General features: G+C 46.0%; 11 protein-coding genes. All 11 read right to left on the bottom strand.

Features of this window, described 5'->3' with window-relative positions; genetic code table 11:
* Positions 1-146: 146 nt before the first annotated feature.
* On the bottom strand, positions 147-4,460 hold the full coding sequence (locus tag W04_RS10395) for an RHS repeat-associated core domain-containing protein (RefSeq protein ID WP_053910777.1): 4,314 nt from the start codon (positions 4,458-4,460) through the stop codon (positions 147-149).
* A gap of 16 nt (positions 4,461-4,476) precedes the next feature.
* Positions 4,477-5,340 (bottom strand): hypothetical protein, encoded by an 864-nt coding sequence (locus tag W04_RS10390; protein ID WP_053910776.1) that lies wholly within the window; start codon positions 5,338-5,340, stop codon positions 4,477-4,479.
* On the bottom strand, positions 5,331-6,353 hold the full coding sequence (locus W04_RS10385; RefSeq protein WP_053910775.1) for a hypothetical protein: 1,023 nt from the start codon (positions 6,351-6,353) through the stop codon (positions 5,331-5,333). Before W04_RS10385 ends, W04_RS10390 begins: the two co-directional genes overlap by 10 nt.
* 21 nt (positions 6,354-6,374) lie before the next feature.
* On the bottom strand, positions 6,375-6,668 hold the full coding sequence (locus W04_RS10380; protein WP_026111034.1) for a PAAR domain-containing protein: 294 nt from the start codon (positions 6,666-6,668) through the stop codon (positions 6,375-6,377).
* A gap of 82 nt (positions 6,669-6,750) precedes the next feature.
* Positions 6,751-7,146: a hypothetical protein gene (locus W04_RS10375; protein WP_053910774.1), complete on the bottom strand. Its 396-nt coding sequence runs from the start codon at positions 7,144-7,146 to the stop codon at positions 6,751-6,753.
* Between the two features lie 186 nt (positions 7,147-7,332).
* A complete protein-coding gene (locus W04_RS10370) occupies positions 7,333-8,301 on the bottom strand; it encodes a suppressor of fused domain protein (protein ID WP_053910773.1) in 969 nt (322 codons plus the stop codon).
* Positions 8,302-8,635: 334 nt separating this feature from the next.
* Positions 8,636-9,343 (bottom strand): ankyrin repeat domain-containing protein, encoded by a 708-nt coding sequence (locus tag W04_RS10365; RefSeq protein ID WP_157576392.1) that lies wholly within the window; start codon positions 9,341-9,343, stop codon positions 8,636-8,638.
* 84 nt (positions 9,344-9,427) lie between these two features.
* A complete protein-coding gene (locus W04_RS10360) occupies positions 9,428-10,933 on the bottom strand; it encodes an Mbeg1-like protein (RefSeq protein ID WP_053910771.1) in 1,506 nt (501 codons plus the stop codon).
* A gap of 1 nt (position 10,934) precedes the next feature.
* Positions 10,935-12,767, bottom strand: a complete 1,833-nt coding sequence (locus W04_RS10355; protein ID WP_053910770.1) for a type VI secretion system Vgr family protein — start codon at positions 12,765-12,767, stop codon at positions 10,935-10,937.
* A 77-nt stretch (positions 12,768-12,844) separates the two neighbouring features.
* Positions 12,845-13,324: a type VI secretion system tube protein Hcp gene (locus W04_RS10350; RefSeq protein WP_022944431.1), complete on the bottom strand. Its 480-nt coding sequence runs from the start codon at positions 13,322-13,324 to the stop codon at positions 12,845-12,847.
* 273 nt (positions 13,325-13,597) lie between these two features.
* The gene (tssH, locus tag W04_RS10340) at positions 13,598-16,210 is read right to left on the bottom strand and encodes a type VI secretion system ATPase TssH (protein ID WP_053910769.1); all 2,613 of its coding nucleotides are present in this window, start codon (positions 16,208-16,210) and stop codon (positions 13,598-13,600) included.
* Positions 16,211-16,223: the final 13 nt, after the last annotated feature.

Raw genomic sequence — 16,223 nt, 5'->3', positions numbered from 1 at the left:
TATTGAAAGTGGTAAATACGCTAGCTCTTGCTTTATGAAATACCTTACCTTTTCGGCTCTTGTCATGTTTCTATTCCTACCAAATGAAGGTTGCTATTTTTTATTTTAAATCTATTTCTAGTGCTTTAAATGAGTTTTATGACTTTCTAGTCACTCTGTTTATTTGCTGAGTCTGACTCGTTTTCTAGTGCTAAATTATTGACTATGCCGTCCGTTGTATCACTTACATCTGAATCTGTTTGCAAGCTTGGAGGTATAGGAGTCTCTAGTGCTTGGGTTATCTCTTTTTGACTATAGTTAGACAAAGAGTCACCAGTAAATTTGAGCACTTCTATATAACCAGCTGACTTCCCGGCTAGCTCTGTTCTCCCAACCATTGAGGTTCTTGTTGTATTAGATACTACACTATTTAAGTTACCAAAACCGTTTTCTAATGTTTCTGCTGTTGATACAGAAAGCTTTGATGAGATCGCCCCGCCGGCAAAACCTGTTACTCCAGCCACTGCTAACTCTGTATAAGTTGTGCTTTCTTCTTTAATAAGGTTTGTGGTGACAGTACCACTAACATTAGCAATGGCTGAGATACTAGCTGTGTAGGCAACGGCTTTCGTTGAAGAGGTTAAACCAAGCGATGCAGCATTTGCAAATACAGAACTACCCCCACCTGCTATAGAACCTACTGCGGCTGATGCTAGTACCGATACTGGATCTATGTTTCCATATAAGGTGTATTGAACTGAAGCATCAATACCTCCGGCCACAAATGCGCCTACTAACATTGCTTTACCGAGCCCTTGTTTGAGTTGGGACCACTTTCCCTCCTTACAACTCAATCCCAGTGGGTCCACCCAGTTAATGGGGTTGGGTGCATATTGGTAGTGGTTAATACCGCCTACCAAGCCAATCGGATCTTGGTTAATAAAGCGCTGTTGTTTGGGGCTGTAGTAGCGGTAGCGATTATAGTGCAAGCCGCTTTCTTCATCAAAGTACTGGCCCTGAAAACGCAGGGGTTGGGTAATGTGTTCTGGGCTGAGCTCGATTTGCTCACTGTAACCAAAGGCATCGGTATTATTTTGCCACACCACCTCGGCATGGGCGTTGGTCACAAACTGCGGGGTATCGAGTTGGTCTAAATGGTAATAATACACACCACTGTCGTTGATTAGCAGTAATGGCTGATACTCTCCTGGCAGTGATACATACCAGGTATACTGGCCGTTTTGGCACTCGCCGAGGAGTTGGTTACCATCCCAAATATAGTCAATGCGCCCTTGCTCGGTCAGTTTGGCGCAGCGTCGACCGAGTGGGTCATATTCATAACGAGTCAGCTGATCGTTATGATAAAAGCTTGCGAGCTGGTTTAAGGCGTTGTATTCCAAGCGTTGGCGCTGCCCTTTGCCAAGCACGTGCACCTGGTTACCACAGGCATCATAGTCAAACTCGTCCTGGCCAAGGTGGTATAGGCGGTCATCAATACAGGCTGTGCCCGTAAAGACATCCTCGGCGCTGTTATTAAGGGCAGGGGAAGTGTGCTCTTTATCAACTGGGCGCAGCGCTGGTTCATCAGATGCCGTTGCTTGCTCCGGGTTGCCAAAGCTGTCCCAGTGGTAGCGCGCCGATTGATCGCCGTTGACCTCAATAAGCTGACTGATGGCGTTGTACTGATATTGCTTATCACTACTTAGCTCGCTACATGAGCTCTCGCGCTGACTAGCTATAAGTTGGTTGTTGCCATCGTATTGGTAGATTTGTTTAGCATAGAGCGCATTTTCTGGGTGCGATAACTCTTGCTCGCAAAGACGGCCAAAACAATCAAACTCTTGCTTGGTGGTGATGTTATTGGCGTAGTGAATTTCACTGAGTTGACCATGTCGATGGCTGAGCTCGACATGGGTGTGCCCATTGAGCTCGATGCGCGCCAATTGGCCTTGGGCGTCATAATGATAATTAAGAATTTGGCCGTCGGCTAAAGTTAAGGCGCTGCGCCGACCAAAGGCATCATAACTGTAATTAAGGGTATGCTGGCCCTGGGTCGCTACCAGTAGTTTACCGGCTTGATCGAACCCTTGTGTCAGAGTGGTGGCACCGTTATGGGCGCGTTGAAGGCGTCCTTGACTGTCATAACTAAAATAGTTGGACAGGTTACACAGGGTGCTGTCTTTGGCATTGGGGTGGGCAGCCTGTTGTTCTATGACTTGGCCGAGCGCGTTTCGTTTTAATTTAATAAAGCGCTCGTCGGCATCGTTGAGTGCGACCACACGGTTATGAGCATCAAATTCAAAGCGCTGCACGCGACCGTCAAAGCCCGTGGTGCGAATTGGGTTTTCATTAGCGTCGTAATCAATGCGGTATTCTGCACCATCACTGCGGGTAATACCGATCAGGTTGCGCTCTTTATCATAGCGGTAGCGCAAGTGGCTGCCATCGGCAAAACGCACTTGTTCGGGCTGCGCTAATCCAGCGTAATCAGCGCTGGTTTGCTCGCCATTACCGTTGGTGGTCGCCGTTAAGCGACCAGCAGCATCGTAATGGTACTCAATACGAATCGCCACGTGCTCGTCGCCTTCTTGGCGCATGACTTTGGCGCTCAGTTGGCCGGCGGCATTGCGCTCGAATTGGGTTAATAGACCAGTGTTGGTTAGAGTTGCATTAACACGGCCTAGTTCGTCGTAACTAAAGCGCGTTAGGACATCGCCTTGTTGATGTGCTAAGAGCTCGCCTTGGGCACTCCAGCTAAACTGTTCACTGCGGCCATCGCCATGCACCACTGTGGTCAATTGATTATTATCATTGTATTGATAATGGCTGGTGCGGCCATCGGGCAGAGTTTGCGATTGCAGCAGCCCCATGGCAGTAAACGCGCGCTTGAGTTCGCCGCCATCGGCATAGCGAGTCAGTACATGCTGCCCCAGTTGGTTGTAAGCAAAGGTGGTTTTATTGCCTTGAGCATCGTACTGGGCCACTTTTTGGCCACGATCGTTGTATTCGCTGCGCTCTTCGCTGCCATCTGGATGCTGGGTATGAGTACGATTGCCGAAGGCATCATAGCGGTACCGCCAGCTGTGGCCCCGCGCATCGGTGTATGCAACCAGCTTACCGTCGCTGTTGTGAACAAAGGTTTCGGTATTACCGCGACTATCGGTACTTTTACTCACTCCCTCTCGTGGGTATTCAAAGCTGTATTCGTAGGTGTTGCTATCACCGTACTGGCGAATACATTTTGCATCAACGCCTGCACCTTGCCACTCAAAGTGGTGGCTAAAGCCACTGGCGCGGGTACGCTTGCTAATAACATTATCGCCACGGTAGCTGTAACGCTCGATATTGCCCTGGCTATCGGTCACTGCCACCAGTTGTTTAGCGTCATTGTATTGGTAACAAGCAAGCAGCGGCTCATGGATGTGACGTTTATCTTTGTCATCCATGTGATAAGCGGCAACCTTGGTTAATAAATCATCGCCGTTATATTGCAGTACTACACCGCGCTTATCATTAATAGCAATACGGCTTAGGCGTTCGTTGGCATCGTAGAAAAAGCTGAGTGTTTGTCCCTTGGCATCAGTTATTTTATCGAGTAACCAGGCCTTGGAACCAGCAAAAAACGTGTAATGGCTGTCATCAGGGCGTACTAAGGTTTGCTTGCCATCGTTTTGGTAGTGTAAAGCAAGTTGTGAGCTAAGCTGGTAACTGGTTTGCCCTGGTTTTACTTTCTCAAACTCATGTATGCGGCCTTGCTCATCAACGAGTTCTAGCCAGTAGCGCCCGGGTGTTTTCGGGCCAACTTTGGGTGGCGCTTCGTAGCGCTCAAAAATGCTAAGAGCAAAGTGATGGCGCCAGCCAAAACCCAAGCCCACATTGGTATCGCTTTTGCTGGAGCGGTATAGGCGTTGCCACTTTAAAGGCATGGGTGCGTTAAGGGTAAAATCGACCAACGGAAGAATTTCTTCACCGCTTAGCATGGAGATAGGATCAGAGCGGCACTCTTGCTCATCTACACTTTGCTCAGTGGCCGTGTCATTGACTTGGGCTTTGTTAGGGTTGCCCTCGGATTGACCGCCTTTTTTAACCACACTAGGTTGGGACTTTTTATCTTTTTGTGCTTTGGCGCCGCCACTGGCACTGGCCGAGTTGGTATTGTCGCTAACTTGAATACTGCGTTTCGGTTTTTGGTTATAACAAAGTAAGGAGCCTGATGCTAACGCCGAGCTTAGGCCATGGGCGACTTCCCGCGCGGTGGCGGTGTTAACCGAATGCACGCCCGCAGCGCGCAGCATATGCACACATTGAATTCGTTTATGAATATCGCCGACCAGATCTTCGGCCAATAGATTGACTTGGGCGCCTGCCGCATCTGGGGTGTCTATCGCCACCGGATCGTAGCCACCAGGGGCTTTATCATTGGCTAGGGTAATTAATACTGAGCCGCGTTTTGAGCGAAAGGCAATTGAACGAATATCCATATTCTTACGTTATTCCTTAATCAATCCATTGATACACAGAAGTTGCTTGGTAGAGCTTGGGCGTGCTGCCAAGGTGTAAAATAATATCACGATGCATGCTCGAATTGTAGTCATTATAGATACCAATAAATGAATAAAGGCCAAACACTGCGCCGAGCTGACCATGAACGTATTCACTTTGCGTCACCTTTGGTTGCTCAACCACTTTACCGTTTAGTTGTAAATACCCCTCAAGCCAGGCACTAGGCCAAGGCTCTTCCCCTAAGGCGGGGGCTACAATGTGCTCTATTGGGGCGGGCACTTCTTTTACCGCTTGGCTGAGTAAAGTAGGGAAGGGGTTGTGTTGTTCGATATCGAAGCAAGGTTCACCATGACAAAAGGGCACGTGCAGCCCTGTTTCACTAAACTGTATTCGTGCTAATGCGAATGCGGCGCCATTATTGTGTGTGATACCTTCATTTAGATGTAAAATCTGCTCATCTAAGGCAATGAATGTGACATGTTTAGCAAGCTGCATCGCTTTAATAAGTGCGCAGTGCAATGCCGATTCACCATGCGCGAAAAACTCGTTTACTGGGTGGGAGTGGCCTGGTTGCGCTCGGCCATTGGGAGCCACTTCGTTTAAGGCTGAAATAAGCGTATTTAGGCGTTGCTCATCATAAGCGAGGTTAGGCAGCAGCCAAAAAATAGGCTCCTCGGGGTCAAACTCAAAGCGGGCTAAAAACTGGTTTAGTGGTGCAATAAGAGAAATAGGCCAGGGCATTGCCTCGCTCTGTTGCGACTGCTCGCTTACAGGCATAGGCTCGCTAAGAAGAAGTGCTGCTTCGGTACTTTCGAGCCCAGGAAGGGCGATATCGAACTCTGTAAGTGTTATTGCCATGTGACCCCCAAGGAGAGTGGATGAACTATATGGCTCTCTTTTTTGTGCATTAAATTAAACAGCTGCGCCACCAAGTAAGGCGTAATAGCATCGAACTGATAGTCTTTAAGCGGGTGCGTGTAGATGTCTTTCCCTGCCAGTAGTCGATTGGCAAAATTGACCTGCTCGCAAAAGGTTGGCCACTTTGTTGATAGTTGCTCTTGAAAGTTGCCCAAGGTATCGGGAGCAAGCCAAGCTTCGGTCAGTTGCTCTTGCGTAAATAGCGTTTCTACATGCTCGCCGTAACAGTTCATGAAGGTGTTGATAAGCTCGTTATTGGGCTCCTCACACAGTAATTGGTAAATCAAAGGAAGCTGCTTTGTCAGCCCCGCGAGCATGAATAGGTGTGCAATGTCTTGTGGGCCGTGGATTTTTGACCAGGTATTGGCAATACGCTGAATATCATCATTGGAACAGGTCAAGAAAAATAGTTGGGCTAAAGGGTGCGTGAGCGAATAACGGGCTAGTATTTCTTCGCAAGCAGTCAATATGTCTTGCTTGTCGTTTGCTTGCCAACTTAAGGTTCGCCCGGTGAGCAACGCGCGATAGTCGCTGTGGTCTGTCGTGTCGATTTGCTGCAACACCGACTCGGGAATATGTGTTAACACCCCCTCTCGCCAAGCCAGCTCTAAAGCGATGACATGATGCTCTGGTGATTCGCTAAGTAACAATTGATTCAGTGCAGATTTCAGACTTAATCGTTGTAGCCTGATCAATAGCTGGCAAAAAAGCACTCGTTGCTCGAAGTTGGTTTCATCGCTAACTATAAAAGCTGCATCGAGCAGCGTTTTGCTGCCGATGCTCAGTGAAAAAGGGCAATGAGGATCAGAAAAATCTCGCAAACCCGCGCTGGCCTGGCGCAATTCGACGGTGAAGCGGTTAACGGCGCTTAAAAAGCTGGCACGATTAGCCAGAGGATGTGATTGTAAGCACACCAGTTCTTGCAAACGTTGAGCGGTATTCAAAGCTTCCATGCGTGAGTGCAATCCTTTAGCCTAGCCACCAATCAATACAGTTGGATTACCAACTACTATTTTCCCGCCGTGAGCGGTCCCATCGCCCATACGTGCGGCGGGTTTACCATTGATTTTTACAGAACCTGAGCCTGAATTAATGGTATCCGGCGGACCTACGCAAATAAGTTTATCGCCTTTTCTGGCTGCTGGCAGACCACCAATCAATACATTGCCTGAGCCCATGATTATAGGGCCACCGACATGGGGAACTGGGCCGGGATTAGTCTTGGGGCATACATGCATATGAGTCAAAGTGGAAGCGGGTTTTCCCATGATCACATCCTTTTAATCGCTGAAAGGCTATATTATCGCCGATTAATAGTGCGTCGACAAGTATATTGAATGCCCAGCTTGATTATTCTGAAAAGTCAGGTTTCAACAAGGCCTGCAATGGCTCAAGATCCGTGGTATTAAAGTCCCAGCGCTGATGGTTTTTAAATTCGAAGTCTGCTTTGAAAAAGCCGCTTTTTTGTTGAATTTGTACCAATAATTGCTGAATTTGCAAGGGGCCTTGGCGAGTAATTTCCTGCTGCATATCCTGCACCATGTCTGAGAGAACCAAATGCTCATTAGAGTTGACGTAAAATGGCGTGGCTGAACCATCGTCTTGGTAGTAGAAGCCAGCATTTGCAAACCCCTTATCTTCTTGAGTAAGAACCAAGGCTAAGGTTGACCAGGTAATGTCTTTTAGTGCTGACGCTTTCAGCACCTCATCGACGATTCGTTGTAAATATTTAATATCAATGCCCATAGCTTATGTCCCTATATAATGGTTTTGGTTGCTAGGTTAACACATAAGAAAGGGAGCTGGGGGGAGTCATCGAGAATAACAGCTCAGGATTTAAAGTTTAGACAGATCTCTTATAGTGGGCTTACTATGATAATTTCTTACTTAACATATAGAATAGGGGCTGTGGTAGCCCCTATAAAGCAAATCCTAACGCCACTGTTTCACACCGACAGTTCTGCCTTCTGTGTCTTTGATACGGTAGTCATTAATGCTAAAACGTATGTTCTCAAATTCATCAAAGAAGAACGCCTGAACCCGAAGTTTTAGTTGCTCCATCATTTGTTGGTACATGCTCGGAGTGAGGTATATTTCTGCCCAGCAATCATCGACACCTTTAACCATGGCTGTGTCGCTAGGGATTAATTTTATGTTATGTTCTTCACTGATTATGATTAAATCTTGACCGTGGGGTAAACGTCCAGGCAACACAGATTCTAGGTATTCAGCTGCTAGCGCATCAATTTGGATATAAGCAGTGGTTGCGTCAGTTACTTGAAACATAATCTGACCGCAGGGAACTAACTGTGTATCTGAACCGTCTTTATCACGGCCGCGTTGAAATGCCGCCTTTATATTTTCGTTCTTTAATAAAGAGAAACGCTTAAGATCAATAATATTCTTTGGAACCTGCAGGGTTAGTAACTGTGCAAACTTATCTAATTTCCAACCACGGGCAGCCATTTCTTCGTCATGAGTGATGGCACAAACCTGCAAAAAGTCAATGCTATCCATGCCCTTTAATTCACAGTCTTGAGTAAAAAATAGTGTTGTTAAAAAGCAATCTGCTTCACGAACAATTGGGCTACCCAATGGTAAGAAACTATTTGCTTCAATAGGCTCCTCGCGACCGAAAGCACGACGTGCTACAGCTTTAAGCAGCTCGAAAGGCCATTCAGGTGCTGCTTCTTCGGAAGATTTAATGCGTAAAGTAAGCTCTTGACCAAACTGTGCGAGACCAGTTGTTATGTATAGCCAATGTTCGCATGGATCTGTAAGACGAAAAGCTGACACCTTCTCCAAGGGGCAATCACCACCTAGCTCAAATGGTATTTCAGGTGCGAACTCAGTTGCATCCAAGCCACTTATTAAATCTGAAAGTGCGATCGTTTGGGACATTATTTATTTCTCCTTGTTTACGATTGATGTCATTCTATGACATGGTTTAATTGTATTATTTAAAACCTAAACTTAAGTTTATAACTTTTCCGAATCTAGGATGTGCTCAGAGTATATTGTTTTTATTTTCCTATTTGTAGCTTTTAATATATCTGTATTGTTGATTAATATGGGACTTTAATAGGTTTATTTTATGTTTAGTTGCTGTCCAGTGAGTTTTTGTTAAAAACATATGAGAAAGTGGGTTTGGTTATTAAAAATTAAAAAGTCGCTCTCATTTTTTGCAGTGTTGCCTAATCAATTGAAGTGAACCTTTATTACTCTTAAAAAGTCTTTAGTTATTATTTCTTACCTCTTTCGGTGAAGGCGGAGGAAAAGCAACGCCTTTTTCTATCAGTAGTTCTTTGATTTCCATTACATACTCATAGTTATCAGTGCCAGGGCGAACCAATTTCTTACGCAAGTCTTTTTCTATACTGTTGGCAACCGTGCCGCCTGTGGTTGAGGGCGCAGAGAAGTTGGCTCCTTTGGCAATAAATAGTAAAGCGTATTTATACTTTAGCATGAGCGCCGCATAGTTGGCGGCATTGGTGTTCATCGCATCTGTGGCATTAAGATCAACATCATGCTTTAGCAGTAACTCTATTTGGTCGTCTTTATCGTTGGCAATAGCATTGAAAATAGCTGGCTTTTTATGGGCATCAACGCCGTTGGGAGAGGCATTATGCTCCAGTAAAACCTCCATCATATCTGTTTTGTCGCTGCCCGCTAAAGCTGCGAGGAGCTGTTCTTTCTTTGGTTCGTTACGGTCTTTTTTAACTAGGGCCGGGTAGTCGGGATTCGCGCCGAGTTCTAGCGCAAGCTGTAACGATTCTTTGTCCGTCTCCATAGCGAGCCAAAATAGTGGCGTAATACCATGTTCACCGCGTACATCCAGTGCAGCGCCATTATCAATGATAGCTTGCGCGGCTTGCTTATCTCCCGCTTTAATGGCGTTGAGCAACTTTACATGGGAGGGCTCAAAAAATTGTTCAGCTTTCATATTTTTTCCTTGAGTAGGCAATGCCATGCAGGCTATCAGTATCAGTGCCAAAGGCACAGCAATAAAAAGAAGCTTCATGTTCACCTAGCCTAAGTAATTGTCTTTAATGGTATTAAGGGTGTTTATATCTTCTTGCTTCTGCGACTCAATTCCCTCAACTACTTGGTCCATACCGTGGCGGTCTATGGGTGTGCCACCTTGAAGGCTTGGCAGACTGCGCATATCACCAGACGCTTTAGGGATTAGGTCTAAACCGGCAATTGCCGCAGCTGTAGCAAGGCCCGCGACAGGGCCCCCCAGATATCCCGCAGCGCCAGTGAGTATGCCTTTTACTGGCAAGCTCTGCGCCATGGTGAGGACATCACCATCAACCGCTTGAGAAACAATCAGTTTTGATACTTCTTCTAAAGGCAACCCTTGTTCACGTGCCGACGTTTTCGGGTGTAAGCCTGAGGAGTTAAAGGTATAGCCTTTATTTCCCGATACAGCCACACCGGATGTTGCCAGCCCGCCACCGAGAGAGTGACCGACCATAATGACATCATCTTGATATAATTGCTCAGCTCTTCGTGCAAGTTCCATCGCTTGGTTGTACTGGGTCGTTTCCATACCACTGCCTTGCATAAAATTGGTTTTCCAATCTGCTGCACCGGTTACACCGTTATTCGTTCCTCGGAACGTTAACATTTTTTCGCCAGTAATATCAGATTCAAATAACGCGGCTCCGAAGCCCGAATCATTATCAGTAAATACCGCGTCCGCTAATTCTGGTGTATTTTCTGCGTTGAGGTGTTTTAAACCCACAGGCGGTTCTGGCAGCGTGTCTATATGTCCTCGGTTGTATTCATCAACGCGATAAACATATTGAGCGGCCTCAGCACGAACGACATTGTCATTATTAAAGTCAAGACGCTGCGCTGCAGGCTCTGCTCCAGGTAGCGAGCGGGTATCGGCAATTAAAGTCTTTCTTTGCTGATAACGTTGTTGCCTAGCTGCGACAGCATCAAACTGCTCAGGGACCTCTGCCACTTGGGGTAATGGGGTGTTTGTCGAAGGCCCGTCTATTACACCGGCCGAGCTTGAGGCTGGAACCGCAGCTTTTGAGCTAGAAGGTGTGCTTTTACCTTGAGGGCTGGCCAAATCTGCACCACTACTACGTTTTGGTTGCTCAGCGCTGGATTGCTGTGAACGAGTCTTGTCAGATTTTTGCAGCTGACGTTTTACAACGCTTGGATGCTGGGCAATATCTTCTAGTGGATAAACAACTAGTCGGCCGTCTGTCATCGCCTGCGCCACATCGCACAACTGTACATGCAGGGGCTTTGACCCGCCATTTAGTAAGGTTAAGTTTAAATAGTCGTAAAGCGCACTAATGATAAGGTGATTATTTCGCCACGGGTCCAAGTCTTGAAGGAACTGCTCTGCAAACACTACCCCCGCACTGAACTCGGCCATTGCTGGCGCCAGCATAGGATCATCAGGGGTATGCTCTGGACGACATATTAAGTGAGGCTCGCCAAAACAGCAGTACACCACGATACCTTGTGAAAACAAGGCTTCTTGGTTGTGGCTGCTAAGGTAAGCGTCCATATTAATTCAACTTAATCACGCCAGCTTTAAGGGCAATTTGACTGCCATTGATCTTGATATTGGTACCTTTAATATCAATGCTGCCATCACTTTTCATGGTGATAGACGCGCCGCCGGTTTTAATATTAATCTCTTTACCAGCTTCAATATTAAGTGCGTCACCTACTTTCAGGGTGTCGTTTTTACCTATATCTGTACTGCGATCTTTGCCGACTTTGATCGTGTCGTTGTTGGTTATATCACTTAAACGGTCATTGAGTATGGTGTCTTTCTGATCGTTTTTAACATGTAAGTGATGGTCTTTCTCTGCTTGTAAGTAGAGGAGTTCACTGCCTTTTTTATCTTCAAAGCGTATTTCATTAAAGTTATCGGCACCACCTTCTTTGGTGGACCTTGATTTAATACCGCTTTGGGTTTTATCCGCAGGCAATGCATAAGGAGGCATCAAGTCGGCATTGTAGAGCGCACCACTGATAATCGGTTGATCAGGGTCGCCATTAATAAATTCAACTAAGACTTCTTGTCCAACACGAGGGAAAAAGAACGCACCCCACTTTTTCCCCGCCCAATTTTGAGCTACACGGATCCAACATGAGCTCTTGGAGTCTTTTTTACCCTCGCGGTCCCAATCAAATTGCACCTTTACGCGGCCATACTTATCGATATGGATTTCATCACCTGGATCACCGGTTACGAGTGCAGTTTGTATACCCTGAACTAAGGGTTTTTGGTAACTGCGGGTAGGGCGATAAACAGTATCTTTAGGTACGCAGCTAAAGCTGTTGGAGTAGACTAAGCCTTCACTTTGGCCAGCACCTGATTGGTTAGGAACATTGGCAGAGGTACGTAATTTTGTAACAACAAACTTTTTACCTTCTAGGCGGGGGTCTTCATGCTTTTTAAAGGCAAAGATACCACCGAGCACAAACGAGCGACAGTCACTTTTACCGCTACTCAGGTTCATGTCTTTTTGTAATGCTTGCAGTTGAATTGAAGCGAGATCCGAGGCGCGCTTGTTGCACTCTGCCTCCCCGGTGTACTCGAATACCTCGCCGCTACTTTGTGTCGGCAGCTCAGGCTTTTTCTGTTCACCGTCTGGGTATTTGCTCGGCTTTTCAAAGTCATAACCTAAACGTTTATAACTACCCGGAGCCAGCGAGAGGCCACCTTGCCAAGCGCTGATATGAGATTCACTAAGATGGCCCGAGGAGTGGGCTACGGGTGAGTCTGCTACATCAGCATAGACGGTTTCATCATCGGCGAAAACTAAAGTGTGATTGCCTTGTGAATGTTCAAAATAGAAGTAAATACCTTCTTGCTGGAATAAGCGTTGGATAAATTCCAAGTCATTCTCTTGATATTGAACACAATACTCGTACTTTGGATAACTCTTTTTAGTTTTATCGCTAAAAGCAACGCCATGTTGACCAAATAAATCAGCGGCAATTTCCGTAACCTTCTTTTGCTGATAGATTCGATAATTTTGGCGATGTTGCATAGTCGCAGCAACAGGCACAATAGTAACCTGATAATCGATGTAATTTTTTTGTTCATCTTTATCAGCTGTGCGTGTGCCCAAGGACACCATTTGACTTACGATACCATGAAAGTGGCGAGCCGCACCGCCGCCTTTAGCATTGCGTAACTCGATAACAGCCGCTTTACCTACTACGGCATCATGGCTTACTTGCGAGCCAATGGTAAACATATTGGCAGAGATAACAAACAGCTCGGACATACTCTCCGCAGCATTAAAGCTAGTGAGGTAAAACGCATCCTTGCCAGCCGCTGTGGTGATTTTAATTACATTTTTGTCTTGTGTCGCTTTTTGCATTCCATGCCTCAATTGTTATCCAAAATACAGTAAGCTCCGACGCGTGAGCGCCGAAGCTGAGTTGGGCAACAAATAAATTACATTTGTTGACCTTTAACACCGCTGTAGCCGTATACAAGCGGCGCAGTAACACTGTTTTTGTCGTCTGTAGGCTTAACAGTCATCATCATTTCTGTGTAGCTGATGGTGATTGTTTCGATAGGACGATCGTTTTGTACAGATACGCTGTAGCTAGAGATCATGGCATCAGTAAGGTCGATTTTCATGATTTCTTCTACTTTGTCACCTTGCTTAGTGATGTGGAAAGTGGCTGGGACACCTTTACCAATCGTTGCTTCTTTGAAAAGGTCTGGAGACGCTTTATCTTGAAGTTTAGTGATAGTTACATCACCAAGGCGAGTCGCGCTTGCTTCACGGTCCATAGCGGTACCAGTGTGAGCTGAAATTTCACGGCTAATATTCCAATCCATAGACAAAACAGTGATCTTGTCTTTGAAATCCTCAGCAGTAGTTTCGCCTACAATTGAACCATACTTTAGATAAGTATTTGCTTGCATTTCTTATGCTCCTTTTTGCATTTTACTAACATCCATAAATGGATAGGGTACTTCCCGGCGAACCGGAAATTTATAGCTTCGACTTCATTATCTTTTGAACTGCAAGTAAAGGGTGGGTACTGATAAATCCCTTTGTCAGCAAAAAATAATTCCTTCTCTAGTGCATCTTTATATGCGCTGAGTAAATTATATTTAATTGCGATATCTAACACAAGAATATAATTGATAAAGAAATTATATTATTCTGATTTTTGCAATTCGATTTGAGGTGGTTTACGCCACCTCAATCACTAACTCATCACCTTCGATAGTCAATGATACTGAATTAATGTCCTTTTTACTGGTCATGCTGTTGAGTAACTCTTCACTCAGTTTCGGTAATATTTCATTTTGTAGAATATTATGAATGTTCCTAGCACCTGAACCAGGCTCATGACAGCGTTGTACGATATAATCTGTAAGCTCTTTTTCGAAGCTAAACTCTGCACCGTAGTTTTTAGCGACGCGTTTTTCGACTTTCGCGAGCTGGATTTTGGCAATGTCGATGAGCATTTCATCAGTCAGAGGTACATAAGGAACAATGTTAATTCTTCCTAAGAAAGCTGGCTTAAACGCTTCTAGTAAATCATCACGTAGCGCCTTTTGCAGTCCTTTGATAGATGGGGCTGTTTCCGGATCGTCGAACAAGTTCATGGTGGTGTCAGTGCCGACGTTTGATGTCATGATGATAATGGTATTTTTAAAATCGATGTCACGGCCTTCACCGTCTTTGATCATCCCTTTATCAAACACTTGATAGAAAATATCCTGTACTCCAGGGTGTGCTTTTTCCATCTCATCAAGTAGTACCACACTGTATGGCTGGCGACGCACCGCCTCGGTCAAAATACCGCCTTCGCCATAGCCAACGTAGCCCGGTGGTGAGCCTAATAGCAATGACACTTTATGCTCTTCTTTGAACTCAGACATATTAATAACGGTGACGTTTTCTTCTGAGCCATATACTTCACTTGCTAGTGTAAGCGCCGTCTCAGTTTTACCTACACCACTTGGGCCGGTAAGCATGAAAATACCATTGGGGCGGTTCTCATCAGCAAGTTGCGCACGCGATGTTTGAACGGTTTTAGCAATAAGGTCAAGCGCATGATCTTGGCCGACCACACGTTCTTTCATGCTGTCGGCTAAGTTAAGTACCGCATTAATCTCATCTTCATGCATTTTACCGACAGGAATACCTGTCCAATCAGCAATAACTTGGGCAATGAGAGCTTCATCGACCTGCCAGTGAACCATATTTTGCTCATATTCACTCAGGTTGGCCTTAATATCATTGAGCTCAGCAACGAGCGTCTCTTTATCCGCTTGTTCTTGCTGTAGTTCACTGAGAATTTCTCCAACACGGGCTATAGCTTGTTGCTCTTGCTGCCATTGCTCTTTGAGCGGGGCTAACTGCGCTTCGATATCCGTCTTTTGTTGTTCTAATTCGGAAATTTTAGCGCTATGGTCTAAGCCCGCATTCGCTTCGCGCGTCAACATGGCCATTTGATCATCAAGGCGCTGCACTTTGCGGTTTAAGTTTTCTACCGGGCCAGGCGTAGCAGCTTGGCTCATCGCAACGCGAGCACAGGCTGTGTCTAGCAAACCAACGGCTTTATCGGGGAGTTGGCGGCCACTTACATAGCGGTGCGATAGATTCACTGCACTTTCCAGTGCTTGTTCAGATATGAAGACGCTATGGTGGCTTTCCATGACGGGTACAAGTCCGCGCAACATGGCGATGGCTTTGCTTGGCTCAGGCTCATCGACTTTGACGACTTGGAAGCGTCGCGTTAGGGCGGCATCTTTTTCAAAGAATTTCTTATACTCGGCCCATGTCGTTGCCGCAATCGTGCGCAACTCGCCGCGCGCTAACGCGGGCTTCAGCAAGTTGGCGGCATCATTTTGACCTGCCTGACCGCCACTGCCGATCATAGTGTGGGCTTCATCAATAAATAAGATGATGGGCTGCGCCGAGTTTTTCACTTCACTAATTAGTGATTTTAAGCGGTTTTCGAACTCACCTTTCATTCCTGCGCCAGCTTGAAGGAGCGCGAGATCCAGTGTATGAATACGCACATTCTTAATTGCTTCTGGCACATCTTGTTCGGCGATGCGAAGCGCAAGCCCTTCCACAACAGCAGTTTTACCCACACCTGCCTCACCAGTCAGAATAGGGTTATTTTGACGGCGACGCGTCAGGATATCGATCATTTGTCGAATTTCGTCATCACGCCCTAGAATAGGGTCAATCTTGCCAGACTTTGCTTGCGCAGTAAGATCAATGGTGAATTGATCTAAGCTTGGCGTCTTACCCGAAGCTTGCGTTGCCGGTTTGTCAGAGTTTGATGTAGACGCAGCGAGCTGATTACTTTCATTTGATTGACCGGCCAATTCGGGCCACGCATGCAGTAATTGAGAAGGGTCAATTTTTTCCAATTGCGGTGCATGGCGCATTGTTAAAGAACCAAGCGTGTCGTCTTTTACCAGCGTGTAAAGTAAATAAGCGCTGCGTATTTGCGTATCGTTAAACTCGATACTGGTGTTAAGCCAGGTTTGACGCAATAAAGAGATCACATGTGGTGATAAGCTGGGTGCAGACTCGTTACCGGTTTTAAAGCTTTCCAAAGCTTGGTTTAGCTCGGCCATTAATCTGTCAGCATTAATACTGAAACTCGCCAATATGATACGCACATCATCGAGTTTTTTATCCAGCATGGCATGCAACCAGTGCTCAAGCTCCACGGTAAAGTGGCTGCGACTATGGCACAGCGCAGCCGCTGCTTCTAAGGAGCCTCGACATTCTGGCGAGAGCTTCTCTACGAGTTTATTGAGGGTCATAGATGACATAGGTGTTTTCCTT

Source organism: Pseudoalteromonas sp. SW0106-04 (assembly GCF_001293805.1).
Taxonomy (GTDB): domain Bacteria; phylum Pseudomonadota; class Gammaproteobacteria; order Enterobacterales; family Alteromonadaceae; genus Pseudoalteromonas; species Pseudoalteromonas ruthenica.
Note: the sequence above shows the minus strand (reverse complement) of the source record. Positions and strands in the feature narration are given on the sequence as shown.

Coding starts and splice junctions, on each gene's coding strand:
- W04_RS10395 (WP_053910777.1), bottom strand. CDS start 4,460: ATGGATATTCGTTCAATTGCCTTTCGCTCAAAACGCGGCTCAGTATTA.
- W04_RS10390 (WP_053910776.1), bottom strand. CDS start 5,340: ATGGCAATAACACTTACAGAGTTCGATATCGCCCTTCCTGGGCTCGAA.
- W04_RS10385 (WP_053910775.1), bottom strand. CDS start 6,353: ATGGAAGCTTTGAATACCGCTCAACGTTTGCAAGAACTGGTGTGCTTA.
- W04_RS10380 (WP_026111034.1), bottom strand. CDS start 6,668: ATGGGAAAACCCGCTTCCACTTTGACTCATATGCATGTATGCCCCAAG.
- W04_RS10375 (WP_053910774.1), bottom strand. CDS start 7,146: ATGGGCATTGATATTAAATATTTACAACGAATCGTCGATGAGGTGCTG.
- W04_RS10370 (WP_053910773.1), bottom strand. CDS start 8,301: ATGTCCCAAACGATCGCACTTTCAGATTTAATAAGTGGCTTGGATGCA.
- W04_RS10365 (WP_157576392.1), bottom strand. CDS start 9,343: ATGAAAGCTGAACAATTTTTTGAGCCCTCCCATGTAAAGTTGCTCAAC.
- W04_RS10360 (WP_053910771.1), bottom strand. CDS start 10,933: ATGGACGCTTACCTTAGCAGCCACAACCAAGAAGCCTTGTTTTCACAA.
- W04_RS10355 (WP_053910770.1), bottom strand. CDS start 12,767: ATGCAAAAAGCGACACAAGACAAAAATGTAATTAAAATCACCACAGCG.
- W04_RS10350 (WP_022944431.1), bottom strand. CDS start 13,324: ATGCAAGCAAATACTTATCTAAAGTATGGTTCAATTGTAGGCGAAACT.
- tssH (WP_053910769.1), bottom strand. CDS start 16,210: ATGTCATCTATGACCCTCAATAAACTCGTAGAGAAGCTCTCGCCAGAA.